23 protein-coding genes and 3 pseudogenes are annotated in these 26,320 nt (G+C 41.3%); 13 read left to right on the forward strand and 13 right to left on the reverse strand.

Going from position 1 to position 26,320, the window contains the following annotated elements; all coding sequences use genetic code 11:
- Positions 1–126 precede the first annotated feature (126 nt).
- Positions 127–519, reverse strand: a complete 393-nt coding sequence (locus ABUE36_RS13675; RefSeq protein WP_161002083.1) for a winged helix-turn-helix transcriptional regulator — start codon at positions 517–519, stop codon at positions 127–129.
- A gap of 241 nt (positions 520–760) precedes the next feature.
- On the opposite strand from ABUE36_RS13675, the gene ABUE36_RS13680 reads away from it, so the two are divergent.
- The 4 genes from ABUE36_RS13680 to ABUE36_RS13695 all read left to right on the forward strand — a co-directional run bounded on the left by ABUE36_RS13680 (position 761) and on the right by ABUE36_RS13695 (position 4,779).
- The gene (locus ABUE36_RS13680; RefSeq protein ID WP_421016936.1) at positions 761–1,396 is read left to right on the forward strand and encodes an HAD family hydrolase; all 636 of its coding nucleotides are present in this window, start codon (positions 761–763) and stop codon (positions 1,394–1,396) included.
- Between the two features lie 253 nt (positions 1,397–1,649).
- On the forward strand, positions 1,650–3,005 hold the full coding sequence (locus ABUE36_RS13685) for a threonine/serine ThrE exporter family protein (protein WP_161002081.1): 1,356 nt from the start codon (positions 1,650–1,652) through the stop codon (positions 3,003–3,005).
- A gap of 191 nt (positions 3,006–3,196) precedes the next feature.
- Positions 3,197–4,141 (forward strand): oxidoreductase, encoded by a 945-nt coding sequence (locus tag ABUE36_RS13690; protein ID WP_161002080.1) that lies wholly within the window; start codon positions 3,197–3,199, stop codon positions 4,139–4,141.
- Positions 4,138–4,779 carry a TetR/AcrR family transcriptional regulator gene (locus ABUE36_RS13695; protein WP_161002079.1) on the forward strand — a complete coding sequence of 214 codons (642 nt, stop codon included), beginning with the start codon at positions 4,138–4,140 and terminating at the stop codon, positions 4,777–4,779. The genes ABUE36_RS13690 and ABUE36_RS13695 overlap by 4 nt, the downstream gene beginning before the upstream one ends.
- An 87-nt stretch (positions 4,780–4,866) precedes the next feature.
- On the opposite strand, the gene ABUE36_RS13700 is transcribed toward ABUE36_RS13695, so the two are convergent.
- From ABUE36_RS13700 to yycF, 7 genes are all read right to left on the reverse strand, one after another.
- Positions 4,867–5,655, reverse strand: a complete 789-nt coding sequence (locus tag ABUE36_RS13700; RefSeq protein ID WP_161002127.1) for an MBL fold metallo-hydrolase — start codon at positions 5,653–5,655, stop codon at positions 4,867–4,869.
- 145 nt (positions 5,656–5,800) lie between these two features.
- Positions 5,801–6,712: a two-component system regulatory protein YycI gene (locus tag ABUE36_RS13705; RefSeq protein ID WP_421016937.1), complete on the reverse strand. Its 912-nt coding sequence runs from the start codon at positions 6,710–6,712 to the stop codon at positions 5,801–5,803.
- 14 nt (positions 6,713–6,726) lie between these two features.
- On the reverse strand, positions 6,727–7,824 hold the full coding sequence (locus tag ABUE36_RS13710) for a YycH family regulatory protein (RefSeq protein ID WP_421016938.1): 1,098 nt from the start codon (positions 7,822–7,824) through the stop codon (positions 6,727–6,729).
- 9 nt (positions 7,825–7,833) lie between these two features.
- On the reverse strand, positions 7,834–8,754 hold the full coding sequence (locus ABUE36_RS13715) for an IS30-like element ISLsa1 family transposase (protein WP_011373852.1): 921 nt from the start codon (positions 8,752–8,754) through the stop codon (positions 7,834–7,836).
- A gap of 80 nt (positions 8,755–8,834) precedes the next feature.
- A complete protein-coding gene (locus tag ABUE36_RS13720) occupies positions 8,835–9,092 on the reverse strand; it encodes a hypothetical protein (RefSeq protein WP_421016939.1) in 258 nt (85 codons plus the stop codon).
- Positions 9,082–10,935 carry a cell wall metabolism sensor histidine kinase WalK gene (walK, locus tag ABUE36_RS13725; protein ID WP_017262497.1) on the reverse strand — a complete coding sequence of 618 codons (1,854 nt, stop codon included), beginning with the start codon at positions 10,933–10,935 and terminating at the stop codon, positions 9,082–9,084. The genes ABUE36_RS13720 and walK overlap by 11 nt, the downstream gene beginning before the upstream one ends.
- 26 nt (positions 10,936–10,961) lie before the next feature.
- Positions 10,962–11,672: a response regulator YycF gene (gene yycF / locus ABUE36_RS13730; protein WP_017262496.1), complete on the reverse strand. Its 711-nt coding sequence runs from the start codon at positions 11,670–11,672 to the stop codon at positions 10,962–10,964.
- A gap of 268 nt (positions 11,673–11,940) precedes the next feature.
- Here yycF and ABUE36_RS13735 point away from each other — a divergent pair, with 268 nt between their 5' ends.
- The 6 genes and pseudogenes from ABUE36_RS13735 to ABUE36_RS13760 all read left to right on the forward strand — a co-directional run bounded on the left by ABUE36_RS13735 (position 11,941) and on the right by ABUE36_RS13760 (position 18,293).
- Positions 11,941–12,870 carry an IS30-like element ISLpl1 family transposase gene (locus tag ABUE36_RS13735; RefSeq protein WP_096109805.1) on the forward strand — a complete coding sequence of 310 codons (930 nt, stop codon included), beginning with the start codon at positions 11,941–11,943 and terminating at the stop codon, positions 12,868–12,870.
- 153 nt (positions 12,871–13,023) lie between these two features.
- Positions 13,024–13,251: pseudogene (locus ABUE36_RS13740) on the forward strand (MFS transporter); the annotation flags it as partial.
- A 15-nt stretch (positions 13,252–13,266) separates the two neighbouring features.
- Positions 13,267–15,525, forward strand: a complete 2,259-nt coding sequence (locus tag ABUE36_RS13745) for a glycoside hydrolase family 65 protein (protein ID WP_065928808.1) — start codon at positions 13,267–13,269, stop codon at positions 15,523–15,525.
- A gap of 56 nt (positions 15,526–15,581) precedes the next feature.
- The gene (locus ABUE36_RS13750; RefSeq protein WP_065928827.1) at positions 15,582–16,565 is read left to right on the forward strand and encodes an aldose epimerase family protein; all 984 of its coding nucleotides are present in this window, start codon (positions 15,582–15,584) and stop codon (positions 16,563–16,565) included.
- Between the two features lie 2 nt (positions 16,566–16,567).
- Positions 16,568–17,239, forward strand: coding sequence for a beta-phosphoglucomutase (gene pgmB, locus ABUE36_RS13755; protein WP_065928826.1), 672 nt, complete (start codon positions 16,568–16,570; stop codon positions 17,237–17,239).
- Between the two features lie 124 nt (positions 17,240–17,363).
- Positions 17,364–18,293 (forward strand): IS30-like element ISLpl1 family transposase, encoded by a 930-nt coding sequence (locus ABUE36_RS13760; protein ID WP_096109805.1) that lies wholly within the window; start codon positions 17,364–17,366, stop codon positions 18,291–18,293.
- A gap of 424 nt (positions 18,294–18,717) precedes the next feature.
- On the opposite strand, the gene ABUE36_RS13765 is transcribed toward ABUE36_RS13760, so the two are convergent.
- Complete coding sequence (locus ABUE36_RS13765) at positions 18,718–19,893, reverse strand: IS256 family transposase (protein WP_065928825.1); 1,176 nt, start codon at positions 19,891–19,893, stop codon at positions 18,718–18,720.
- A 192-nt stretch (positions 19,894–20,085) separates the two neighbouring features.
- A pseudogene (locus ABUE36_RS13770) lies at positions 20,086–20,268 on the reverse strand (helix-turn-helix domain-containing protein); the annotation flags it as partial.
- Between the two features lie 105 nt (positions 20,269–20,373).
- On the opposite strand from ABUE36_RS13770, the gene istA reads away from it, so the two are divergent.
- Both istA and istB read left to right on the forward strand, forming a co-directional pair.
- Positions 20,374–21,597 (forward strand): IS21 family transposase, encoded by a 1,224-nt coding sequence (istA, locus tag ABUE36_RS13775; protein WP_003555353.1) that lies wholly within the window; start codon positions 20,374–20,376, stop codon positions 21,595–21,597.
- Positions 21,598–21,606: 9 nt separating this feature from the next.
- On the forward strand, positions 21,607–22,344 hold the full coding sequence (gene istB / locus ABUE36_RS13780) for an IS21-like element helper ATPase IstB (RefSeq protein ID WP_014386885.1): 738 nt from the start codon (positions 21,607–21,609) through the stop codon (positions 22,342–22,344).
- 58 nt (positions 22,345–22,402) lie between these two features.
- On the opposite strand, the pseudogene ABUE36_RS13785 reads toward istB, so the two are convergent.
- Both ABUE36_RS13785 and ABUE36_RS13790 read right to left on the reverse strand, forming a co-directional pair.
- A pseudogene (locus ABUE36_RS13785) lies at positions 22,403–22,810 on the reverse strand (recombinase family protein); the annotation flags it as partial.
- Between the two features lie 381 nt (positions 22,811–23,191).
- On the reverse strand, positions 23,192–23,740 hold the full coding sequence (locus tag ABUE36_RS13790) for a TetR/AcrR family transcriptional regulator (protein WP_046870786.1): 549 nt from the start codon (positions 23,738–23,740) through the stop codon (positions 23,192–23,194).
- 164 nt (positions 23,741–23,904) lie between these two features.
- Between ABUE36_RS13790 and ABUE36_RS13795 the strand changes: the two genes are divergently transcribed.
- The gene (locus ABUE36_RS13795; protein WP_421016940.1) at positions 23,905–25,167 is read left to right on the forward strand and encodes an ABC transporter permease; all 1,263 of its coding nucleotides are present in this window, start codon (positions 23,905–23,907) and stop codon (positions 25,165–25,167) included.
- A 227-nt stretch (positions 25,168–25,394) separates the two neighbouring features.
- Here ABUE36_RS13795 and ABUE36_RS13800 read toward each other — a convergent pair whose 3' ends face one another.
- The gene (locus ABUE36_RS13800; protein ID WP_421016941.1) at positions 25,395–26,078 is read right to left on the reverse strand and encodes a hypothetical protein; all 684 of its coding nucleotides are present in this window, start codon (positions 26,076–26,078) and stop codon (positions 25,395–25,397) included.
- Positions 26,079–26,320 lie beyond the last annotated feature (242 nt).

Raw genomic sequence — 26,320 nt, forward strand, 5'->3', positions numbered from 1 at the left:
TTGGTCGTTAAACATATTCTACCCGGTATGGGTTTATTTTTTTACTTTGTGTTGCATTTCAATTGTAAATTCGCCGGACAAAAAAAGAAGGCACTTTTGAGTACCTTCCCAAAAAAACATTTGAATTTAACCAACTTGATTCAAAATATCTGCGTAACCGCTGTGATCAGGATTTAAAATTTCAACAGGCTCGCCCGCTTCATTCAATTGCTCAATCCGCTGTTCACCCCAAACGGACATTTGAACCAGAATGCCACCCAGTGTTTTGCCAAACGCCGTTAAGTCATACGTCACACAGAACGGCGCCTTCGTGCCATGAACATGGCGAACAATGATGCCATCGCCTTCCAGCTCACGCAGTTGTTGGGTCAGCACTTTTTGCGTAATGTCAGGGATTTCACGCCGTAACTCACTGCTGCGTTGTTGACCCTTGCCCAAGTGGCACAAAATAATCGGTTTCCACTTACCACCAATCACTTCTAACGTTGCTTCAACCCCAATATTGTATGTCTTTGCCATTCTTACACCTCCTCAACCATCATCAGTTGTTCACCAGTCTACAGGCTTCAACTTCACGTGTGAAGTAGGTACTTTTGGGTAACCTAGCCATGAGCTTAACTGAAGTGTTCGATTTGCTGGCGACTAGCTAGTTTAGAAAGTTTTCACTGATGCTTACAATCTAACCTAATTAGAATCCTGACAGTGAGTAACGTATACTTATGGTACTGAGCGTTTCAAACGAACACTACTGGAGGTTCATATGTATAAAACTTTAATTTATGATTTTGACGGTACTATCGGCGACACACTTCCAATTTGCATCGCTGCTTTCAAAAAAGCAGTAACCCCTTTTTTAGACCGCGACATTTCTGACGAAGAAATTGTCTCGACGTTTGGTCCCAGTGAGGAAGGTACGATTCAGGCTTTAATTCCTGATCACTTCGACGAAGGAATTCACGCTTATTGGCAAGCCTACAAAGAACTGCAATACATGGCTCCTAAAGCATTTGATGGCATTCAGGAATTGCTTGATGACACTGCCAAAGCTGGTTTTCAAAACATCCTCGTTACTGGTAAAGCCCGCACCAGCGCCGACATTTCACTTGAACAATATGGACTCACAAAAGATTTCAAAATGATTCTGACAGGTTCTCCAAAAGGACCTAACAAACCTGAAAATATTGTCAAAGCCCTGAAAGAAACTGGCACTAATGCGTCTGATGCTCTCTACGTTGGTGATGCGCCAAGCGATATCACATCCGCTCACGCAGCTAACATTAAAATTGCTGCCGCACTTTGGGGTAGCATCATCGAACCAGAAAAAGTGGCTGCGTTAAAGCCTGACTATACGTGTCGTAGTGTGGCTGACTTCAGGCATATTGTGTTACCGGAATAAACTGACAAATTGTTCCCTGTCTTCTTCACTTTTTTGAAGCAATCTAAATTATATATTGAATGACTTTTAATACCGACCTAACCAAACGGATTTCAATTTGGCTAAGTCGGTATTTGTTTCACGTGAAACGGTTCACCTTTTATTTACACTACAGCATTGTTGCCATATTACTCTCGGAAAAAGTTGCAGATTAGACCAATACTGGCATAATTAAAACTATATCTGAATTATTTCAGTCATTATGGGGGAAAGCATGGATAAAGATAATCATACGGGTTCTACACCAGAGGTGCCGCTATCAAGACGACATCATATGAAAATTCCGTGGAAGGATCTGATTGAGGACAACGACGTTGAGGCTCGTGATGCCAGCTTGCAAGAACGGGCATCCATTGTCGGCCGAATTGGCATCACAATGTTGTCCTGTGGTACTGGGGCTTGGCGAGTCAGAGAAGCAATGAACACGGTCGCCAGATCCTTAAAACTAACCTGTTCTGCTGACATCAGCTTAATCTCGATTTCCTATACTTGTTTCAGCGATGAGCACAGTTACACACAGGTGTTATCCTTGCCAAGCACCGGCGTTAACACCGATAAATTAAACATTCTAGAGGAAATGGTCAAGAACTTTAATAACGATTTCTCGTTTTTGCCAGTTAAGAAAATTCATCAGTTCATTGATAAAGTTCAACAACGACCGAAACAATATTCACCATTAGTTTCTGGTTTGGCTGCTGCAATTGCCTGTGCGTCATTTATCTTTTTGCTAGGTGGCGGTATTCCTGAAATGATCTGTACCTTCATTGGTGCAGGACTTGGTAATTTCGTTCGCGCTCTGATGGGTAAACATTCGATTACAGTAATTGCTAGCATTGCAGTTAGTGTCGCCGTGGCTTGTCTAACCTATATGTTTGCTTTCCGGATTTTCGAAATGTATTTCCATGTCTTGGCGCTACATGAAGCCGGCTATATTGGCGCGCTCCTCTTCGTGATTCCAGGATTTCCGTTTATTACCAGCATGCTGGACATTTCCAAGCTGGACATGCGTTCTGGTCTAGAACGGCTAGCCTACGCAATCATGATCACACTGGTCGCAACGTTAGTGGGTTGGTTAGTGGCCACCATCTTTGGATTTAAACCTGCCAACTTCTTGCCGCTTGGATTATCCCCATTAGTCTTAATGCTATTACGTTTGCCAGCTAGTTTTTTCGGAGTTTACGGGTTCTCGATTATGTTTAACAGTTCTCAGAAAATGGCGATTACCGCTGGATTGATCGGCGCCGTAGCAAACACACTCCGACTAGAACTGGTCGACTTAACAAACATTCCGCCAGCATCTGCCGCATTCTTTGGGGCTCTTGTGGCAGGTCTGATTGCTTCAGTGGTTAATCGGTTCAATGGTTACCCACGAATTTCTTTGACTGTACCTTCGATTGTTATCATGGTCCCTGGATTGTACATTTATCGGGCCGTTTTCAACATTGGTAGCAATCAAATTGCGGTTGGTTCCTTATGGCTGACAAAAGCGATTTTGATCATCATGTTCCTGCCATTAGGACTCTTCGTTGCTCGAGCTATCTTAGATAAGAGTTGGCGACATTTCGACTAGGTATGAACCTATGGGCATTTCCCTTACGTTGCCATCCAAACCATGCTGAAGTAATCCGAAATTTAATACTGACTTGTAAAACATCGCATCTTTGCGATGTTTTTTATTTAGATATTGACAATACTTTGTTTTGATTTAAAATGACTATTGGTCAGACTGACCAATAGTCATTTTAAAAAGAAGGTTCTCATATGAAACAAAGATGGACAACAACTGAAATGGGTAATCAAAAGAACAAAACATTCGTGATTACTGGGGCTACTAGCGGTCTTGGCCTAGCAGATACAAAAGCACTTTATGAAAAAGATGCAACTATAATTATGGCGGGACGCAGCGCTAAAAAAGGTCAACAAGTATTAAATGACATCGAAAAATCCGTAGTCACGCATACTGGAAAACTTTTGTTTATTCCTGTCGACCTTGCTAGTCTGGAAAGTATTCACCATTTCGTAGAAGTCCTGTCAAAGACAGTGTCATCCATTGACGTATTGATTAACAACGCCGGTGTTATGGAAATACCAACCAGACAGTTGACTGTCGACGGTTTCGAAAAACAATTTGGAACAGATTTTCTAGGTCCATTTGCGCTCACCGGTCTCATGCTTCCACTATTGAGAAAGTCTAAAAATCCTAGAATTGTTACAATTAGTAGCATTGCTCAAAAAGGTGGGCGAATTAATTTCCAAAACCTACAATCAGAAAAACGATATACGCCAGTCAGTGCCTATAGTCAGGCAAAGCTGGCAGATGTTATCTTCGCCAAAGAATTGCAGCGGCTTAGTGACGAAAATGGCTGGGGACTGCACAGTTTTGCCGCTCATCCTGGCGGTGCCCGAACCAACCTGTCCCGTGGAGCCGGCGAGCATAACTTCAACCGTTTCTTTTTAGACATTACACATCGCTTTTTGATGCCCGCAGAAAAAGGAGCATTATCAACATTGTTTGCCGCAACGAGTGATCAAGCCGAGGATGGCAATTTCTATGGTCCAACTGGCTTTCTAGAAATGTGGGGCTGGCCCGGCATCGCAAAAGCACCCCGCGCCAAAGATCCAACTGTTGCTCGCCGGCTTTGGTCTGTTTCCGAACAATTAACGGACGTACACTATGGTAAAATGTTTGGGGGTACCAAACTATGAAAACCGCAAAAACGGCTGCTCAAAAAAATCAGCGGGCCGAGAAAATTTTAACAACTGCAGCTGAGCTTTTCGATCATAATGACTACAGTCAAATTACTATGAGCGATATTGCTCAGCATTGTGATCTCAGTAAAGGTACTATTTTTAATTATTATCCAACAAAAGAAGCATTATTTCTCAGTTTGCTGAACACTAAGTTTTCTCAGTATATTAGCGTTTTTTCCACAACATTTAACGCTACCGCAGACATGTCAACTGACGAATTCAAAAAAATTATCATCGATTCAGTATGCTCACTGTTTGACACAAAACGTTTTTTAACCTATTTGAGACTTATGGCTATTCGAACAACGGTTCTTAATCCTGGAGCGGACGCTAAAACTCTCAAATTGGTTAATTCAAATTTGTCACAATCAAGCACTGATTTGGCCGTCAATATAAGTCAACATTTGCCAGGCGTTGTTCCACAGCAACTGGCCAATCTTTTTAGCGCCATTAATGCGCTTGTTTTAGGTTTTTTTATTAACACAGATCTATCATCAAATTTTATATTTCCTGAAAGTAAACTGCCACTTATTAGGCAAACCGTTACAGATTATCTCGATGGTTTCTTCAACAATTCTTTAAATCAAAAATAGGGCCCAAACAAAATAAAACAGCTATCAGTCCTTGGCAGGTCGCCACTGGATTGATAGCTGTTTTAATGTCACACGTGAAACATCATATTACAAGGTCATCAGATTCGTTGCTGAATCGGGATCCGTATCTAAAATACGGAAATCATGTTCAACACCAAAATCATGTTCTTCCATCATGGACGCGACTGTTAAGTGAGCCAACGTTTTCATGTTGTTTTCTTTACTCAAGTGGCCAAGAAAAATTCGTTTGGTCCGGTTTCCCAGCACCTGCATCAGGGCATTAGCGCCATCTTCGTTGGACAAGTGACCCGTATCACTCAAAATCCGTTGTTTTAATGGCCATGGGTACCCGCCCATTCGCAACATTTCCATGTCGTGATTACATTCAAATAGATAGGCGTCTGCGTTTTTAATCACACCAGCCATTCGTTCAGACACATAACCTGTGTCTGTTAAAATCACAAACGATTTGCCGTTAGAGTGTAATTCGTAAAATTGAGGGTCCACAGCATCGTGTGACACTGGAAAGCTTTGAACATCCAAGTCTCCCATCGACTGAATTTCACCAGCCTCAAGATCAAACTTTTGGTCCAACGGAATTTTACCAACCTTGTCAGAAATAGCATTCCACGTTTTTTCGTTTGCATACACGTTAATGCCATATTTCCGCGCCAGAACACCAACACTCTTGGAATGATCGGTATGTTCGTGCGTTACAAATAAACTGTCGACATCGTTCAAATCACGCCCAATTTGATGCATCAGCTCATTAATCTTTTTCCCGGAGAGTCCGGCGTCGACTAAGACCTTATGCGTGGGCGTTTCGATATATGTTGTGTTGCCAGTACTCCCGCTGGCCAGCACACTAATCTTCATTTCGTCAGTATCTGTAGATACTGCGTTTAAGGAATACGGATTACTTAAATCAATCACAGAGCCATCTCCATTATTTATGTCCAAATAAAAACTACCACTCATCGTAACATGAAATGCGCGGTAGTTTTAGTGCTGCAATCATATTTTAATTTCCGCTAGTCGCCGTGTTATCTTCATTATCCACGGTAATGCTTGATGTACTGCTACTGCTCCCTGAGGAACTACTGCTATTTGTCACCTGAGTTGTTGAATCTGTCGATTTCATAACAGCGCCGGTAAATGCGTTGACCCGTTTGATGACCACGTTATCCGTGTTCTTCGACTTCAAGGCAATGAACCAGGTTGGCACGTACACATTATTATCCGATACGCGTAACAAACGTGAGTAAGCTAGTTTAGACCACAATACCTTCGTGCTGTTTGGCAACTCGTTGTACTGGTATAACCAAATCAATGCCTTTTGTTGGCTAATGGTGGTGGTTTTTTCTCGAAGTGGTTCAGCCTGAATTACATAACTCTGTGTGTAACTAATCACCTGATTTTTAGCACCGATACGGAAACGCAATTGACCAGAAGACGCCATAATCGTGCCGGATGGAACTTTCTGAACATAGACTACCTCGTTGGCAGAAACTTTAGAAAGTTCCGCGCTATAAACATATTCATCTCCGGCTGTGACGTTGGTATTGCTCTTAACAAACCGGTTCAATTGCGTTTGTGGCTTTTTAGGACTAACCGTCAATGTCTGATGCAGATAGCTGGTCATTTCAGTAGCGTTAAAACGGAGATCCTGGTAGGTTAAATTATCAACACCTGCGCGCAAACGTGAGAGGCCAGACTTTGCGGATACATAATAACCTTCCGCCTCTTTAGACGAGGGAGTAGTAAACGTAATGCCATCATTTTTCATTTCACGAAGAATGGTGGTCGCATTATTCGCGTTTCGTTGTGAGGATTCCGTTACGGTTGAATCACTCTTCTGCCAAGTTACAAACAAAAAAGTATTAATGGCTACAAAGGCCACAATAAAAATCCATTGAATTCTGCGAAAATCCATACTGCCCCTCCTTCCTACTGGGTGCCACCGCCATTAAGCAGATCCGTGTATAGTTGCCACTTACCACTCGTGTAAACATAATAAGTCGGTTGTAGATCCACAACCTGTTTGGAATCGTAATTATTTTCCCATTGATAGCCGAGCACAATATCTTTAATTTTGTTTTTCGAAATACCAGCCGCCTCAAGTTGCGCCATCACTGTCGATGTTGCTGGCAACGTCACGTTACTATTGGAATCTGTTGGCAGTGGCACCTGAAGATTGGTCAACGTAAAGTCAATTTCTTCGGTACCAGACTTTTTGTTTTTGACCTGAACAGCGCCAAAATCCGTTTGATTAAAAATTGGGAATCCTTCGACAAACGAACGGTAGGTTACTTCCCGACCATTGTTTTCATTGTCAAAATACCGTACAGAATCCAACGGCATGCCAGTGCTGCTCAACCCAGCAAACGAAGTCTTTAGGTTTCTGCCTAAATCACGAGAAATTGAATTCTTAGCGTTGTAGTTTTCAAACATGACCGCGCCCGTCTTATCGTTTACGGTCATCCGTTTGTACGCACCGTCAAAATAAATCGTGTGACCATCATGACGCTGGACACTGACGGAAGTAGCTTCTCCAGAATTCAGCAACGACGTAACAAAAAAGTTTGCGCTCTGTTCACCAATAAGGTAACTGTACTTAGGAATATGAACTTCATTAGTATAGTAAGTTAGCGTATGATCCTTTGACGTAATCTGCTCAACTGGATAACGTTTGTCTCCCTCGGCAATCACGCGACGAACCTTGCTCAACTGCTGTTTGGAAACACTAATTTTATAAATCGTTAAGTCGTTATCGTTCAGCAGGTACAGCTCACCTGGTTTCGTCGTTGAAAACAAAATTCGTGAGAACTTAGCAGTGGGCGACATAAGCAATCGTTGATCATAAGAACTGTTAAAAATAGAGCGGCCAATGTTATCGGCGTAACTTAACTGTACCGTGTTCTTTTGATTCAGCAATTTTTGATAGGCATCTTTATCCTTTTGGCTAACCTTGCGAAAATTCGTCATGCGCCAATTCTTAACTTCGTTTTTAACGGTGGTGACCAAATTAATTTTTGGATTAGGCAAATTACAAGTTTAATCCGAACAAGCCCGGAATCTTTCAATGGCAGTCTGTTGATGATGTATTTTTAATGGTCGTTGATTAATTAGTTCAAGTGCTGCTAGGATCTCATCAGTCGTTACTTGGCTAAAATTGGTCTTTTTCGGGAAGAACCAGCGTAACCGTCTATTAAAATATTCATTGGAACCTCGCTCCCATGGTGAATATGGATGGCAAAAATAAACTTTGATCTGATAATCCTGTTCTAAGGCCTGATAATTGGCAAACTCTTTACCATGATCAACAGTAATGGATTTTACTTGGGGACCGAAGGCCCCCATAAACTTGCCAAAGGCGGTGTTTAGAGCCTTAGCCGTTCTATTAGGGGCTTTGATGGCCCATAGAAGTCGGGTCTTACGTTCTACGAATGTAACCAGACATGATCGTGACTCACTTCGACTAGAAAGCACCGTATCTACTTCCCAATGACCAAAAGCTAATCGTTGATTAACAGTTGTTGGCCGTTGTTCGATGGAAGTCCCACTTGTAAATTTCCCACGATTTTCGCTCACTCGGTGCTGGCGGACATTCCGATTGGGTAGATCAGTCAATTTGAAGGGGAGCCAGCCACGATTAAGCCAATTATAAATTGACGCAGTGCTCAAGTTATAAGCGGCCGCAATGGTTTCTGGTGACCAGGTTAATCGTAAGTGATTGGTAATTAAAGTCGCTAATGCTGCCGTCAGCATCGAACGACGACCGCAATTCCGCCTTTTGCGATCTGCATCTTGCTGAGCTAATTCTGGATCATAAGGTTTAACCCGGTCCAACTCATAGCTAATCGTAGCTTTGGCGACGCCTAAGGCGTCAGCCATTACTTGGTAAGATTTATTCCCCTCATTGACCAGTTGTGCTAGTGCGCCACGTTGAAAACGTGATAAAGTAGATGTACCCAAAGTAATCACTCCCTATATTGGTTGGAATTAGCTACTACCATTGTAAGTGATTACTTTGGGCTTTTTAATTTCTGTTCGGATTAATTATAGAATTTGCCATTATAAATTGATTCAGCGTGTCCGTGCGAATCCGTCACGATTACCTGCGTTGGCAAGTAAATATCATCAATGGACCGGGTCGATACTGTTGAATGAGTCGACCGGGTCGACGAAGTAGCGGTCCTAGCACGATCAAAACGGGCCGGATTAATCCAAATTAATAGTGATAAAACAATACTGAGTCCGATCAACAACGTTAGTGCGACCGGTAATAAACCATTTCTTAGTCTAGTCCACATCCCAGTCATCCTCCTCAAATTGCTCGAATGGCAGTGAAATATAGAACGTGGAGCCCTTGCCTTCGGTACTATCAACCCAGATTCGACCGCCCAGCATCTGAATAACTTCCTTCGAGATGGCTAGTCCTAGTCCTGTACCACCTTGAGCACGGGAACGGGCCTTATCAACTCGGTAAAATCGGTCAAAGATGTGGGTCAGATCCTTATGTGGAATACCTAATCCCTGATCGGAAATACTCATGATGACCTGGTTATGCGTCTCTAGTAAACGACAAGTAATCACACCACCATCTGGCGAGTACTTGATTGCGTTGTTCATGATATTATCGACCACTTGTGTAAACCGATCAGTATCGATTTCAACCCATAAGTCTTTGTCGGTAAAGTCACGCTCAATTCGATAATGCTTTTCAGGATTGTCATCCGTTTTTATCATCATGTCAAAACGATTCAAAATATAGTTGAACAGTTCGTTCAAATTGACCGTTTCCATTTCAAGTTTAGTGGTTCCAGAATCCATTCGGCTAAGGGCTAACAGATCATTGACCATCCGGATCATCCGTTCCGTTTCATCTTGAGCGACCTTCAAAAAACCAGGTGCGACTTTTTTATCTTCCCAAGCGCCATCGACTAAAGCATCGATGTATGAGCGGACGGAGGTTAACGGTGTCCGCAATTCGTGAGAAACATTCGAAACAAACTGCTTACGGTCTTCGTCTTCCTTCTGCTGTTCAGTTACATCATGAAGAACACAAACCAGGCCTGAAATGAACCCAGATTCACGTTGAATCAGCGAGAACGTCGCATGCAAGATCAGGTCACGACCCTCTTCTGATAAATCAAGAGCGACCTCATCCTGGCTTTCCAGCAACTCCCGGAGCGTATACTGATCACGAATATGCAAAATATCTAGGATAGATGTGCCTTCTGCTTCTATTTCATCGACATTCAAGAAGTCGCGAGCTGCCGAGTTGATGATATTAATGTTTCCGCGTCGATCAGTGGCGATGACCCCGTCACTCATATGGGCCAGCACCGAATCCAACCGGCGTCGTTCAGCTTCTGTGGACTCCTGCGCTTCTTCAACACGCACGGAAAGGTTATTAACCGCACTGGCCAATTGACCCAGCTCATCAGTTCCATAGACACGCACTTGACCAGAATAGTCACCTTGCGCAATTTGAACCGTTTGCCGCTTCATTTCGTCAATTGGGCGGGTTATTGCCCGGGAAATAACTATCGACATAATCAAACCTAAAATGATAGCGACCGCCGCCGCAGATAGGTAAATCAACGTGATGTTATTAATGTTCTGATAAACACCTTCTAGTGAGGCACGAATGTAAAGCACCCCAACCAGCGTATTCCCGTTATTACCGGAGGAGCTTAACAATGGCACAATCGAAACATAGTACCGATTATTATCACGGGCATCGTAAACATCTCGTTGATAGGACCGGTTATTGTAAATTGCGTTCTTAACGTTACTATCCGTGGTCTTCTGACCAACAATCGTTTGATCGTTGACATTACTGGTACCACGGACTGTTCCTTTGTTATCGATAACGCGAATTTCAGTGATGTTCGCGTTATTCACTTCCGATAAGATGCTACGGATTCTCGTATTGGCAGCTGTAGTATTGCTGCGCATCAACTGGTCAGATAATGAATTATCAATATAGGCTGACAATTGAATCTGCTGTCTAAACGTACTCAAGTTCTGCTGTTCCAATTGGCGTACGAAAAAAGCCCCGACGACTTCCAGCGTAATCAATAGCATCAGGGCAAAAATGAGCGCAATTTTAAAATTAATTGATTGGAAAAAACGAATCTTTTTGTTCACAATCCAAACTGCTCCTAGTTTTTAACTTAATCTGTTTCTGGGTTGCGTAAGTAATAGCCGACACCCCGGCGGGTAACTAACCAAGCTGGGTGACTTGGTGTATCTTCAACTTTTTCACGCAATCGTCTCATCGTAACATCGACGGTCCGGACATCACCAAAGTAGTCATAGCCCCAGACCGTTTGTAACAAGTGTTCACGTGTCATAACCTGACCGATGTGCTGGGCAAGGTAGTACAACAACTCAAATTCACGGTGGGTCAATTCAATGTCATCCCCACGTTTGGACACCATGTAGGCATCTGGATCGATTTTTAGATCGCCGACTTCAATTGAGTTGGATTCATTTTCCGCAGCGGCAGAGTTTTTAACCACTGTATCCTGCCGGCGTAAATTGGCCTTCACACGGGCAACCAGCTCACGGTTTGAGAATGGTTTCGTAACATAATCATCGGCACCCAGTTCCAAGCCCAAAACCTTATCGATTTCAGAATCCTTGGCTGTAACCATAATAATTGGCGTGGTGTACTTAGTTCGAACACGACGGGCAACTTCCAGCCCATCAATTTTAGGCAACATTAAATCAAGCAATATCAAATCTGGCTGTTCATCATCAACTTTGGCGATTGCTTCTTCGCCATCAGCCGCCGTGACAACGTCGTAGCCCTCTTTTTCAAGGTTGAATTTGATAATATCAGAGATTGGTTTTTCATCATCAACAACAAGAATTTTACTCATGTAAACATATCCTCCACTGGAGTTAAGTAATTGAATACGAATTTCATATAAAACGTCGCTCAAGACTATGAGCAACCTCTACTATTATATCACAGCCACTAAATTGACTAACGAGGCACGCGTCGAAGCGGAATTAACCATATGATGACGTTTAAAATCATTGATAACAAGTAGATTGTAAAATTAATCCGAACGCTGTTCGGACAAAAAAGATCAGCTTCCTTTAAAATGGTGTTTACAACAAACCCATCTTTTAGGAGCTGATCTTTTGTCTAGTATAACCTATTCCGAACGAATTAAAATCGAAACCTTTTGTGAACTAGGGCTGTCCAATATCCAAATGGGCGTTCGGCTGAACCGATCACCGTCAACAATTTCTTATGAATTATCTCGATGTCAACCTTATCAGGCTGAATTAGCACAAACAGATGCCGAATACAAGCGATCACGATGTGGTCGGAAAACTAAGCTGAGCGATGAGTTAAAGCAAACAATTCTCAACCATTTACATCTAAGCTGGTCACCAGGAATGATTGCTCACGAATTTAAACTAGCGACTAAATCTATTTATAATTGGCTAAATCAGGGGAGAATTGGTTTCTCCTTGAATGATCTACCTGAACATGGCGTACGCCAACGGCGTAACGTTGACCAACGATCCAAATATAATCAATCTTTGGGGCGATCGATTGAACAGCGTCCCATGATGATTAATCAACGTAATCGCATCGGTGATTTTGAACTAGATACCGTCGTTGGCCCTCGTGGGCATAGTAAGGCAGTTTTATTAACTTTAATCGATCGCAAATCACGGTTCCTTTGGGCATATCGGTTAAAGGACCGAACGACAGCGAGTGTTAATGAAGCACTGACTAAGTTCCTAACAACTTTTAATGGACCGGTGCACAGTTTTACTGTGGACCGTGGTACTGAGTTTAGTGGGCTAGTATCATTTGAATCACAATATGGTATTAAGACCTATTACTGTCATGCTTATACGCCAGCTGAACGTGGTAGTAATGAACGCTTTAATCGGAATTTACGTTATTTTTATCCTAAGGGGACTCGTTTTGAGCACATTAGTGCTCAAGATTTAACGACGACGTTACTCCAAATTAACCAGAGACCGCTTAAAATACTTGACTGGAAAACACCGTATCAGGTTATGCTGACCAATTTGTCCAAAAATTCGGATTAAATTTGCAATCTACCATGCTCAATTAATTTCATGCAACCGTTTGCAACCTCTGCCAAAAGGTGCCATAATACAAAAAGTAAACGCTATTATTAATACGATATTTTGAATTGGAGGAATATGAAATGGATGAACAAAGTAGCGCAGCTGCAACCAAATCCATTAACGATGGTTACCAACGCCCTGTCTGGTGAACATATGGGGACTTATCTTGGACTGTTCAACGGTTCAATTTGCCTGCCACAAATTGTTGCCTCACTTGCCAGCTTTGGCTTATTCCCATTATTGGGTAACGCTCAGCCAAATATGTTCTTGTTGGCCGGCCTCATCATGGCCCTGGGTGCAGCCTCAGTTGGATTTATCAAAGAAACTTACAAAGCATAGAAAGGACGTTTATTTATGAAAAGAACTTTTGAAGTGACGCCTTGGAACATTGTGACTCATGACTTCAAGCCAGAAGACAAACGGCTTCAAGAATCCATGACCAGCCTAGGAAATGGTTATATGGGGATGCGCGGATTCTTCGAGGAAGATTACAGTGGCGACACCTTAAACGGCATCTATCTTGGTGGTGTCTGGTATCCGGACAAGACCCGAGTTGGCTGGTGGAAGAACGGTTATCCCGATTACTTTGGGAAAGTTGTTAACGCGGTTAATTTCATCAAGATGCACATTAAAATTAATGGTGAAGCCATCGACCTGGCCAAAGACCAGTTCAGTGATTTCGAACTCAATCTTGATATGAAAAAAGCCTTGTTAACCCGCTCGTTTACGGTTACCAAAGGTGATGCCAAGGTGGCAGTCGAATTTGTTCGTTTCTTGAGCGTTGCCCAGCCGGAATTGTCCGTTCAGCGGGTGCGCGTTCAAAACGTCGGCTCAAATAAAGTGGATCTGGTGATTGATTCCGCTATCGACGGTGACGTTAAGAACGAGGGCGCCAACTACGACGAACGGTTCTGGGAGGTTCTCTCAACTGAACAGGGGACTGATTCAGGCAATGTCCTTGCCGAAACAACCCCGAACCCGTTTGGGACACCCCGGTTCACTTCCGGAATGGAAATGCGTAACGTCACGGATTTGACTGCTGACAAAGTGGCTCAACCCAGTGAAAAAGAAGTTGTCAACGAATTCACCGGTGTCTTGGCACCCAATGAATCTGCTCAACTTGAAAAGCGCGTGATCATTGTGACTTCCAGAGATTATGATACTCAAGCTGCTTTAACTGACGCCATGCATCAATTAAGCGACAAGGTTGCCGGCCAGTCATACGATGAACTGCTTGAAGCTCATGAGCAGGTCTGGGCCGATCGCTGGAACAAATCTGACATCGTCATTGATGGTGACACCGAAGCCCAACAGGGAATCCGTTTCAACTTGTTCGAACTCTTCTCCACCTACTATGGTGAGGATTCACGCTTGAACATCGGCCCTAAAGGCTTCACTGGTGAGAAGTACGGTGGTGCTACCTACTGGGATACCGAGGCCTTTGCGGTGCCTGTCTACCTGGGAATTACCGATCCTAAGGTAACCCGCAACCTCTTGATGTATCGTTACAAGCAGTTGGACGGTGCGTACCATAACGCCAAACAGCAGGGACTCAAGGGTGCCCTGTTCCCAATGGTCACTTTTGACGGAATCGAGTGTCATAATGAATGGGAAATTACTTTTGAGGAAATTCACCGAAATGGCGATATTGCTTTTGCCATTTACAATTACACCCGTTACACCGGCGACACTTCGTATGTTCTAAACGAAGGTTCAAAAGTCTTGACCGAAATTTCCCGTTTCTGGGCAGACCGGGTTCACTACAGCCAGCGAAACAAGAATTACATGATTCATGGCGTGACTGGCCCTGATGAGTATGAAAACAACGTTGATAATAACTGGTATACCAACATTCTGGCCCAGTGGACGTTGAAATACACGCTTCAGATTCTTAAGGAAGTTTCACCCGAACAAGCTAAGAAGCTGAATGTTAGTGAAGATGAAAAGAAGCATTGGCAAGACATTGTCGACAACATGTATCTGCCATATGACAAAGATCTCAACATCTTCGTTCAACACGATGGCTTCCTCGATAAAGATCTCAAGCCGGTATCAGAAATTCCTGCAGATCAATTACCATTGAACCAGAACTGGTCATGGGACAAGATTTTGCGCTCCCCTTACATTAAGCAGGGGGATGTACTGCAGGGTATCTGGGACTTCATTGATGACTTTACACCGGAACAGAAGAAATCCAACTTTGATTTCTATGAGCAATACACCGTGCATGAGTCAAGCTTGTCACCTGCCATTTACTCCGTGTTGGCTGCTGACCTTCACTATGAAGAAAAAGCCGTTGAACTTTATGAACGAACAGCACGACTTGATCTGGACAACTACAACAACGATACCGTTGATGGCCTGCACATTACGGCGATGACCGGCGGCTGGATTGCGGTGGTCCAAGGATTCGCTGGGATGCGGGTTCGCGACGGCAAGTTGCATTACGCACCATTCCTGCCGAAGAAATGGTCACACTATTCATTTAGACAAGTCTTCCGTGATCGTTTAATTGAAGTCGACGTTGATCAGGATGGTTCCCACTTCAAGTTAATTGATGGCGAACCAATTACGATTGATGTTGCCGGTAAGCCTGTTGAATTGAGTAAGTAATAAGCATGATGATGAGCGAGGAATCGCTCATTTGCTGTATAGCAGGAAAGGATATCATGAAAGTAGTAGAGAAGGATTTTGGGCAATTACCTGACGGAAAAGTCGTGACGGCGTTTACCCTAGAAAATATCAAGCACACACAGATTACTGCAATTTCATACGGGGCAACTTGGCAATCGTTTTCCGTTGAACGTGATGGTGTCAAACAAGAATTGTTAGTCCAATTTGATGATTTAGCCGCGTATTTAGATAATCCATTCCATTTTGGAAATACAATTGGTCGTGTTGGTGGTCGTCTATCAAAAACTGATTATGATATTAATGGGGCACATTTTACATTAACGCCAAATGATCATGGCAATGTTTTACACTCTGGCATTAATGGCTTTGATGCGGTTAATTGGCACGGTGAAACAAGAAATTTGGGTACAGCGGCGGAAATTAATTTCACACGTACTTTTGATGATGAATTCGCCGGACAATTAGCTGCCCAAGTGACCTATCGATTGGACGATGAAGATCGTTTAGACATTATATTTAGTGGCGTTTCAACCGAGAATACATTGTTCAATCCAATGACGCATGTCTACTTTAATTTAGTTGGTAAGGATCAAGATATCAGTCAGCATAAATTACAAATTGCATCACGTCAACATCTTGAAGTTGATAATCACATGATTCCAACCGGTAACGTGATTGATAATCAAAATACAAAATTTGATTTTGCGCATTTGCATGCCTTGGGACAAGAGCATTACGATGATGCTTGGGTATTAGATCCCAGCCGTCAAGGGGAGGGAGTAGGACTAACTTCACCCGATGAAAGTTTGACCTTGACAGTGGATTCAGATCGCAATGGTGTGGTTGTATTCACTGCCAATCCTGACGATAGCAGTGACATTAAAACAGCGCTTGCTATTGAGATGCAGACCTTGCCTGATGCGGTTAATCATGAAGGCTTTGGTGATATTGTTTTGCCAGCAAATGAAACAAAAACATATACTGTAACTTACCAAATTAAAAAAAGCGAGGATAAATAAAAATGGCTAAATTTTCAGATATTAAAGGTTTTGCCTTTGATTTAGATGGCGTTATTGCTGACACGGCGCGCTTTCATGGTGAAGCTTGGCATCAAACAGCTGATGAGGTTGGCACAACTTGGACACCAGAATTGGCTGAAGGTTTGAAGGGCATCAGTCGCATGGCTTCCTTGCAAATGATTTTGGATGCTGGGGATCATGCCGATGATTTTTCTCAAGCAGATAAAGAAGCATTAGCAGAAAAGAAAAATCATAATTATCAACAACTCATTTCAACATTGACGGAAGATGATGTTTTACCTGGCATGAAAGATTTCATTCAATCAGCTATGGCAGCCGGCTATAAAATGTCGGTAGCTTCAGCTTCTAAAAACGCACCAATGATTCTAGATCATTTGGGATTGACCGAATATTTTGTTGGCATTGTTGATCCCGCCACTTTGACAAAGGGGAAACCTGATCCTGAAATCTTCGTTCGTGCTGCGGAAGTCTTACATTTAGATCCAGAAAATGTCATTGGATTGGAAGATTCAGCTGCTGGAATTTCCTCAATCAATGGCGCAGGTGAAACATCACTAGCAGTTGGTATTTCAGATGTGTTGTCAGGAGCGGATCTGAATTTTGAGTCTACTTCAGAAGTGACATTAGCAAATATTGAAGCTAAAATGCAATAGATAACTAAAAAGAGTGTCAGTACATAGTAGATTGTAAAATTAATCCGAACGCTGTTCGGACAAAAAAGATCAGCTTCCTTTAAAATGGTGTTTACAACAAACCCATCTTTTAGGAGCTGATCTTTTGTCTAGTATAACCTATTCCGAACGAATTAAAATCGAAACCTTTTGTGAACTAGGGCTGTCCAATATCCAAATGGGCGTTCGGCTGAACCGATCACCGTCAACAATTTCTTATGAATTATCTCGATGTCAACCTTATCAGGCTGAATTAGCACAAACAGATGCCGAATACAAGCGATCACGATGTGGTCGGAAAACTAAGCTGAGCGATGAGTTAAAGCAAACAATTCTCAACCATTTACATCTAAGCTGGTCACCAGGAATGATTGCTCACGAATTTAAACTAGCGACTAAATCTATTTATAATTGGCTAAATCAGGGGAGAATTGGTTTCTCCTTGAATGATCTACCTGAACATGGCGTACGCCAACGGCGTAACGTTGACCAACGATCCAAATATAATCAATCTTTGGGGCGATCGATTGAACAGCGTCCCATGATGATTAATCAACGTAATCGCATCGGTGATTTTGAACTAGATACCGTCGTTGGCCCTCGTGGGCATAGTAAGGCAGTTTTATTAACTTTAATCGATCGCAAATCACGGTTCCTTTGGGCATATCGGTTAAAGGACCGAACGACAGCGAGTGTTAATGAAGCACTGACTAAGTTCCTAACAACTTTTAATGGACCGGTGCACAGTTTTACTGTGGACCGTGGTACTGAGTTTAGTGGGCTAGTATCATTTGAATCACAATATGGTATTAAGACCTATTACTGTCATGCTTATACGCCAGCTGAACGTGGTAGTAATGAACGCTTTAATCGGAATTTACGTTATTTTTATCCTAAGGGGACTCGTTTTGAGCACATTAGTGCTCAAGATTTAACGACGACGTTACTCCAAATTAACCAGAGACCGCTTAAAATACTTGACTGGAAAACACCGTATCAGGTTATGCTGACCAATTTGTCCAAAAATTCGGATTAAATTTGCAATCTACCACATAAAAACACTGACACTCTTTTGTTGTTTTAATTAACATTTGCCACCGTATTGCCCTGCTTGAGTGTGATATCGGTAAAAGTTACGGTATGCGTTGTTGTATGTGATCAACGAGAGCCGTAATAGCTAATTCATCCATCTGTGTAAATTTTTACTGCACAGGTGCTAAAATAGGACGTGCTAATTGGGTTAATTCTGTCCAATCGATGATCACAATTGATAGATTCTCAGAGACAGAAATGCCAACACCTTTTGCACCATTTAGTAATCGAATACTGCTGATGTCTGCTGAGCCAATTGCAGTCGTGAAAGGTTGGGGATTCCCAAATATTTTGGAAGCATACAAAACAGGTAGCGTCAAGAATCTTGTGTAAATGAAATGCCTTCGTACATATAATATGTATCTAACTTAAATAAATGATGCTTCCAAGGTGTCCTGGAGTCCTTTGAACCCTCGGTGGATCCGCTTCAGAGACTTCTCGTTATAAACATTAAACTGAGAAACCAGGAAGCGATCCAGTGAATCTTCCGTTGGAAATTGTTCTTTGTGGTGGGTGGTGCGCTTGAGATGCTTATTAAAGTTCTCAATCAGGTTAGTGGAGTATAGTGATTGCCGGATAGCTGGTGGAAAGTCCATGAGAGTGAGTAAATTCGGCATTTTAAGCAGATCTTTGATTAATTTGGGATAGGTCTGATGCCAGTTGTTGGCGAACTCATTCAGTTTCAGTTCGGCTGCTTCACGGTTGGCGGCCCGATGAACTTGTTTAAAGTCACTGATCACGGCCTTGCGGTCTTTTACGCGAACTTTGTTCATCAGATTCCGCCCAACATGAACCAGGCAACGTTGTCGTTTGGCTTTAGGGAAATGCCGATTCAAGCCTTCATCCAAACCAACTAACCCATCGGCCACAAACAACAGCACATCTTTAACGCCCTGCTTGATCAAGGTTCCCAGCAGCTCAGTCCAGATTCCAGTCGATTCCGTTGGCGCCACTTGGTAGTTCAGCACTTCTTTCGTACCATCTGGACGAATGCCAATCGCAATATGAACGGCTTCTTTTTGAACGGTATCCCGCTTTAACGGCAAGTAAGTGGCATCTAAGAAGATGGCCGCATATTGTGAAGCCAGTCGACGTTGCTGGAAAGCTTGAACCTGTTCATTGACGGCTTTAGTCATGTTGGAAACCGTGGCTTTGGAGTAGTGAGCACCGTACATTTTCTCAATGAGTTCGGCAATTTCAGCAGTGGTAATTCCCTTGGTATACAACTGAATGACCGTTGTTTCTAAATTATCACTGTGCCGACCGTAGGCTGGCAAGATATGATTTTCAAACCGGCCATTGCGATCTCGAGGAATGGTTAAGTTAAGTTGGCCGTACTTCGTATCAAACGAGCGCTCATAACTGCCGTTGCGGTTATTACCAGTGTTAATCCCAGCGTATGAGTAGCGTTCGTAACCCAAAAACTCTGCCAATTCGGTTTGAAGCAGCTGGTTAATCGCAATTTCGAGGTGGTGACGAAAAACTTCGTCCAAATCTTGCTTTTGGGCTAGTGCAGCGATAATTTCTGTGGTAAGTTCATTCATGGGGAATGCCTCCTGTGATGTTTTCTGTGGTTACTAAATATCATAAGGGAAGGCATTCCCTATTTCTATACAATTCAGAAATCTTTTATGCATTTACACATGATATTTTACGCTCTCTTTTATTTCCATATATCTGTTATTTCACTCCTATTTAAATTTTTTCTTCACTGCCCTGCTTATTTAATGAGAAATTTATCTATACACACTGAATTTCTTTCGATACCGAATAAAGGTTGTCCGCTTAATCCCAGTATTTCGAGCCACATCCACATCGCTCATACCGTTTTGATAAAGTTTAAAGGCATGTAACAAACGGGGATCATCTTCAGCGTATTGAGGCTTGCGACCATGATATTTGCCCTGCTGTTTGGCTAGGTGTAAAAGGCACCCGTAAAATGTAGGAAAACGGCAGGTTAGAACTGTTGGTTTTCCTACATTTTTTGTATCATGAATCACATCAGAGTGTAGGAGGAATTTGATGTGAGACGTGATTTAAGAGAAGGAGTGACGATTTACGTGACTGAAAATATTAAGCCTAACTTCGCCGAGATTGCCCGGCAATATAATGTTGATTATCGAACCGTTAAGAAAGCCTATGAGGAAGTCAAAGCTGGACTTAAGGGCCGACCAAGTGGTCGACCGAAACGGCCAAGTTTACTGGATCCATTCAAGCAAACCATCGATTCAAAGCTTGAACTAAATTGTTCGGCTGCTTCAATTTTTAAATTTATCCAGAAGAAGGGCTTTACCGGCAGCTATACCCTCGTGAAAGATTATTGTCGCCAAACCCGCCGAGAACGAGTTAAGAAAGCTACCATTCGGATTGAACATTCCCCTGGTCTCTCTGCTCAAGTTGACTGGAAAGAAGAAATGGCCCTAGTGAGCAGCGAGGGTGAGCTGTTTAAATTCAATATTTTCTTGTATGTATTGCCTTATTCAAAACTCAAATATATGACACTAACCTTTGATCGGAGCCAAGATACCCTCTTTTCTTGCTTACACGACGCTTTCCTTCATACCGGAGGTATTCCGACGGAAATCTGGTTTGATAATATGAAAACCGTTGTGGATCATACAAAATCCCAGTTTGGCCACGCTGTCTTTAACGAACGGTTCCACGAATTCTGTAAAGATGCCGGTTTCACACCAATTGCTTGTCGACCATTCAGACCACAAACTAAAGGTGCAGTTGAAGCCCTTGCTCGCACGGTTGAACGTTTACGGCCATACAATACTGAATTTGCTGATGGAACTGAGCTAATCGAACTAGTTCATATGCTCCGAGATGATCTAAATCATGAAACTTCGCAGGCCACGGACGAAGTCCCGTACCTGAAATGGTTAGACGAAGAAAAAGAGTACCTTCATCGCGTTCCAGTTAATCTCCTTGAACCATACTTCGAAGAAAACATTACCCGTGTCGTTTCGAAGGAGGCCATGATCAATTTCCGCAAATGTAAGTACTCAGTAGATCCGCGATACATTGGTTGTACGGTTGCTGTTGAAATCTCCAATGATGAGCAGCGCATTCACATTTATTATAACGGAGAAGAAATTCGTACGCACTCCATAACTACCAATTCGCTGAATTATGACCCCCAAGATCAGTTCAATATCCTCAAATCTGATTTGCTTAAAGGGCGGACAGATGAAGACATTTCAGCTTACATTCGTGAACATATGACTGATTACGACAACTTATAGGAGGCTACCATGACCACTAATAATCAAATTCTTTTAAATAATCTTGAGCGCTTAGGGTTAAACAAAATCCGTGAATACTTGCCGAATTACCTTGATCAAATTCACACTGATAATCTGTCATTAACTGAGGCGCTAATTGATTTAACTAATTCGGAACTCCAGAATCGACACGAAGGTCAGATTGCACGGGCCATTGGCCGTGCTCGGTTCCCCAATACAAAATCCCTAGATACATTTGATTTTAGCTTTCAACCCAGTATGAATCGCCAAGAGGTTCTGGAATTCCAGAATCTGGCTTTTATGGAAAAGTCTGAAAACTTAATCTTTATTGGCAATCCGGGAGTCGGTAAAACCCACTTGGCAATTAGTATTGGGATTGAGGCCTGTAAACAGGGCTGTCGGGTTCTCTTTATTAATTGTCATGAGCTGTTGATTAGATTGAGAGCAGCTTACGAAAAAGGACTGCTTGATCGATCTCTAAGCCGCTATTCGCGCTATGACCTATTAATTATTGATGAAATTGGGTATTTGCCAATTGGTCACCAAGAAGCTAACCTCTTATTTCAGCTAGTCAATGCCCGCTATGAAAAGCATTCAACGATCATTACCAGCAATAGTGATCTATCCGCTTGGGTTGATATTTTCCAGAACCCAACTGTGACAGCAGCCATTCTCGATCGCTTGGTTCATCATGTTCACGTAGTGAAGATCACTGGTAAATCTTACCGATTACGTGGCCTCAAGTAACTGCCGAAAACCTACATTTCTTTCTGCCGAAAACCTACATTTTTAAACTGCCCTTGACAGCTAGGGAAATCCCTTGTTGCTGACGCTCAATGATCCGCTTACGTTCACTTTCAGCTTGGTATTTATAAAGTTCAATAATGAGGTTGGTCATGAGTTGACGTAAATTGGGGTCAGCAATCCCTGTCATGGACGGTAAATTCAACACATCTAGGGTGGCACCCTTATTTTGAATGGAGTTCATGATCTTAGTCAAATCATGGTTGTTTCTGCCTAAGCGATCTAATTCAGTGACCATTACAATATCACCCTCACGAATATAGGCCAGCATTTTTTGCAGTTCTGGCCGATTAGTGTTAGCCCCACTTAATTTATCCGTAAATAATTTATCAACGTCTTTTAAAGCCGCTAACTGTCGATCTAAATGTTGCTCCTTGGAACTCACACGCGCATAACCGATTTTAGCCATTTCCAATTCTCCTTTTGGACAGTTCTAATGAACACTTGTAATTCCTAGTATAGCACAGAAATAAAAACGGCCACTAGGGTATACCCTAGTGGCCGTCACGTTAACTTATTGAAAATAGAAAGATTCTACTTTCCCTAAATGCTCTTATGTCAATAAATGCCCACCATCATGTGTTAAAATCACTTGCTGGTTGCTTTCTAGATGAATTTTCGGAACGCTAAACATTGGAATCCCTCTCTTCGATTGATGGTTGTGGTAACTTCAATCTAACAGATTGGGGTTCTTTTTTTATCACCCAACAGGTGAAAAGTGAAAACATTAGACAACGTTGATACTACAGTAACTGTCGTAAATTTTGGGATTTATATGAATAATTCAGGTTTAGCTTAGCAAACAAAGGATTCCTGTAATTGCATGTTGTATTTGACTTGTATCAGGCAATTCTTGTTCATCAATTAGGTAATTAAAACTACCCAGAATAAGTGAAGTTAATAATGACATTTCAAACTTATCAGGTTTTTCCTCCAGCATACTTACAAGATTGTTTCTTAAAACCCTTTTTATCTCACTACTCAAATCTTTGCTATCCAATTGAATAGAGCGCAATGCTAAAATCTTTTCACGTTGTTTGATTAAAAGATTTTTTATATCAGGTGCCAATATGGATGTAATGCTCAAAAAGTTTTGATTTTGTTTATTTAAATTACTTCTTTTCTTCAATACTGAATCATAAGTCGACACAAAATCCTGAATCATTTTCGCGGCCAAGTGATACTTATCCTGATAGTGCCTATAAAATGTCTGACGATTGATCAAGGCTTTATTAGAGATATCAATTACCGATACATTATTAAATCCCTGTTGTCTTACTAATTGTATAAAAGAATTTTCAATTAACATTTCTGTTCTCTTATTTCTTAAATCAGTCATAAGTTCCTCCTTTTCTCCAAACATCAGTATAGATCCATATGTAACTTAAGTATACACAAATAACATTTTGTATGCCTAAGTGACGTTTCAAAAAAAGTTGTCTATGTCTTTCCAAAATAATGTCCACTATTATTAGTACTGAGCTTAAAAGGGAGGAATATCAGATGTTCGATGTAATTCGTAGTAAAAGATATTGGTTAGCATTATTGCTTGTTGGAGCAATTATTGGAATAGTTTCATTTGCCTTCATTGGCATACGTAACTCTGTCAAAGTAAAACAAATTCCTGTAGCACTTGTCAACGAAGACAAAGGAACTCTCAGCAATAAAATTGAAAGTAAGTTGCGAAAGAAATTCAATGGAAAAGATTCAAAAATCAAATGGGTATCTCCACAAAAAGATGGTTTTAATGATCAAAAGTATTATGGGGCTTTCATTATTAGATCAGGATTTTCAAAAGAGTTACAGCAGCAAAATGAATCGCTAAAGGCCCAAATTATTAGCCAAAAGCTCACTACTCTTCAAAAAAAGGAGGAATTACCAGATTCTGCAAAATCACAATTGCTTCAAGCTAAATTTGTTACACAGAAACCCGTTCACCCTGCACAGATTAAGATCAGTATTAATCAAGGAATGAATGCTCAAATATCGCAATTGCTATCCCAAGCACTTCCTCAGATTGCAAATGCGCTTTCATCACGAATTAGCGCACAGCAACAAAGTGTTCTTAGTAAAAATAAGATTAATTTATCCGCAAAATCTTGGGATTTGGTTTCGACCCCTATTAGTGTATCTACTCATGAGTCTAATAAAATTGAAAAGAACACGGTTAATGGCACAGCACCCATGCTTCTAGTGGCATTGGCGTGGTTTAGCGCTTTAATTCCCTCTCTTATTTTATGGCGCGAACATTCAAAAAGAAGCGCTTCAAAATTTTTAAATGCTACAACAATAACTAGTCAACTAATTACCGGTTTGGTAGCAAGTATTCTTTCAGCAACAGTTGCGTTCTTATTTGTTAATGTATGCTTTAACCTAACAATTCCAAACCCAATTAACTTTATCGGATTAATGTTTATTAGTATCTTTGTCTTTTATCTTATTATAACGTGTGCCCTGGATTGGTTTGGATTTTTTGTCTACCCATTAGTACTCGTAGTCTGGCTCCTAGCAATTGCCGTGATATCTTATGCACCGGAAACCCTTGATCCTTTGTACCGAAAGGGAATTTACAGTTGGGTTCCAATGCGATTTAGCATGCAAACACTAACAAATACTTTGTATTTCCATAATGGATCGAGTACCACCATGTCATCATTATTAGTCTTGTTAATAATTGGATTTGTCGCTGCTATCTTGATGTATAGTTCAGGATACTTAAAACACTATTTGTTCACGGTTCGCCCACACCGCAAAATAAATAATTAAACAAAACATGAAACCCAATTATTCATATCATCAAAAATAGCCAATCAATTGATTGACTATTTTTTGATGATCCATTTAGCAACAATTCCCTCAAAAAAAAAGAGAGTGTGAAATATTTTGTGTAAATGTATATAAAAATTCTGAATTGTATAGAGGCAGAGAATGTTCTTGAGGTATACCCTAGTGGCCTTTTTGATTTCTATTTTTCAAGTGTAACTTCAAGAAACTTATTTTGTTTTGTTGATGGAATTGGAGTTTAGATTATTTTTTAATTTTTCCATATCCAAGTCTTTGCCTATAGGGTCCTGATAATCAATCTTTAAGCCAAACACCTTTATTTTTCCGGCTATAGTTTGATGCATAAAGTACATATAGACTGGCTTTCTATTAACAAAGTTCTTTAATGCCCTACGATTGTCACTTAGTCTCTGGTCAATATGATTCAGAAATTCTTTCCTGTCAATAACGATGGGGCGTACTTCATGACTTTTGATTGAAAAAAAATTGAGCTTTTGGCGTTCTTTATCATTTTGAGTATCTATCATTCGGTCATAAGGAAATATTTTGTCAGCATATTTAGTATGTTTAATCAACCAGGGTAGCAACATCTTTCTATAACAGTAGTTCTTTTTTGTTGTAACTAATATTCCCATGAAACGAGAGGACTCGGTTCCAAGGCTGTCATTATATACTGTAATAGTGGTTTTAAAATCATGCGTAGGAGATGAATATTCGAATTGTTGAAGTAACTTTTTATGATTATTTCTTGTAAAAGCCAATAAGGCCACACCGAATGATAGCCAACCAACTGATATATGAGTGCTAGTCCAGTGTAGAACAGCAAAAACTAATTTCCATGCCTGGCCTATAAAAATCGTTATATTTTCCCACATTATAAAATCTTCTTTCAAATTTATTTTCATTATTATTATGAAGCTTATCTAGTGCTCAATTATTCTATGTCAAGAATATTGTAAAACCTCCTTTCAGAATCCGTCTACGTTCTACTAGTAATATAAGGATTAAACTTAAAATTAATCTTTCTAAATTGGTTCTCACTAGTAATATAGCGATCCAACGAATTTGTTCTAAAGCTTGGATAGTAATACAGATTCCCTGTATAATAAATCAAGTAGAGAAGTTAAGGCGGTGG

This window comes from Furfurilactobacillus cerevisiae, from assembly GCF_048961765.1.
Classification (GTDB): Bacteria; Bacillota; Bacilli; order Lactobacillales; family Lactobacillaceae; genus Furfurilactobacillus; species Furfurilactobacillus milii_A.

What these genes read in the sequence shown, in the direction of transcription:
- ABUE36_RS13765 (WP_065928825.1), bottom strand. Translation starts at nt 19,893, where the DNA reads ATGAATGAACTTACCACAGAAATTATCGCTGCACTAGCCCAAAAGCAA.
- istB (WP_014386885.1), top strand. Translation starts at nt 21,607, where the DNA reads ATGACCACTAATAATCAAATTCTTTTAAATAATCTTGAGCGCTTAGGG.
- ABUE36_RS13795 (WP_421016940.1), top strand. Translation starts at nt 23,905, where the DNA reads ATGTTCGATGTAATTCGTAGTAAAAGATATTGGTTAGCATTATTGCTT.
- ABUE36_RS13685 (WP_161002081.1), top strand. Translation starts at nt 1,650, where the DNA reads ATGGATAAAGATAATCATACGGGTTCTACACCAGAGGTGCCGCTATCA.
- pgmB (WP_065928826.1), top strand. Translation starts at nt 16,568, where the DNA reads ATGGCTAAATTTTCAGATATTAAAGGTTTTGCCTTTGATTTAGATGGC.
- ABUE36_RS13750 (WP_065928827.1), top strand. Translation starts at nt 15,582, where the DNA reads ATGAAAGTAGTAGAGAAGGATTTTGGGCAATTACCTGACGGAAAAGTC.
- ABUE36_RS13675 (WP_161002083.1), bottom strand. Translation starts at nt 519, where the DNA reads ATGGCAAAGACATACAATATTGGGGTTGAAGCAACGTTAGAAGTGATT.
- yycF (WP_017262496.1), bottom strand. Translation starts at nt 11,672, where the DNA reads ATGAGTAAAATTCTTGTTGTTGATGATGAAAAACCAATCTCTGATATT.
- ABUE36_RS13790 (WP_046870786.1), bottom strand. Translation starts at nt 23,740, where the DNA reads ATGACTGATTTAAGAAATAAGAGAACAGAAATGTTAATTGAAAATTCT.
- ABUE36_RS13745 (WP_065928808.1), top strand. Translation starts at nt 13,267, where the DNA reads ATGAAAAGAACTTTTGAAGTGACGCCTTGGAACATTGTGACTCATGAC.
- ABUE36_RS13700 (WP_161002127.1), bottom strand. Translation starts at nt 5,655, where the DNA reads ATGAAGATTAGTGTGCTGGCCAGCGGGAGTACTGGCAACACAACATAT.
- ABUE36_RS13705 (WP_421016937.1), bottom strand. Translation starts at nt 6,712, where the DNA reads ATGGATTTTCGCAGAATTCAATGGATTTTTATTGTGGCCTTTGTAGCC.
- ABUE36_RS13695 (WP_161002079.1), top strand. Translation starts at nt 4,138, where the DNA reads ATGAAAACCGCAAAAACGGCTGCTCAAAAAAATCAGCGGGCCGAGAAA.
- ABUE36_RS13720 (WP_421016939.1), bottom strand. Translation starts at nt 9,092, where the DNA reads ATGTGGACTAGACTAAGAAATGGTTTATTACCGGTCGCACTAACGTTG.
- ABUE36_RS13690 (WP_161002080.1), top strand. Translation starts at nt 3,197, where the DNA reads ATGAAACAAAGATGGACAACAACTGAAATGGGTAATCAAAAGAACAAA.
- ABUE36_RS13680 (WP_421016936.1), top strand. Translation starts at nt 761, where the DNA reads ATGTATAAAACTTTAATTTATGATTTTGACGGTACTATCGGCGACACA.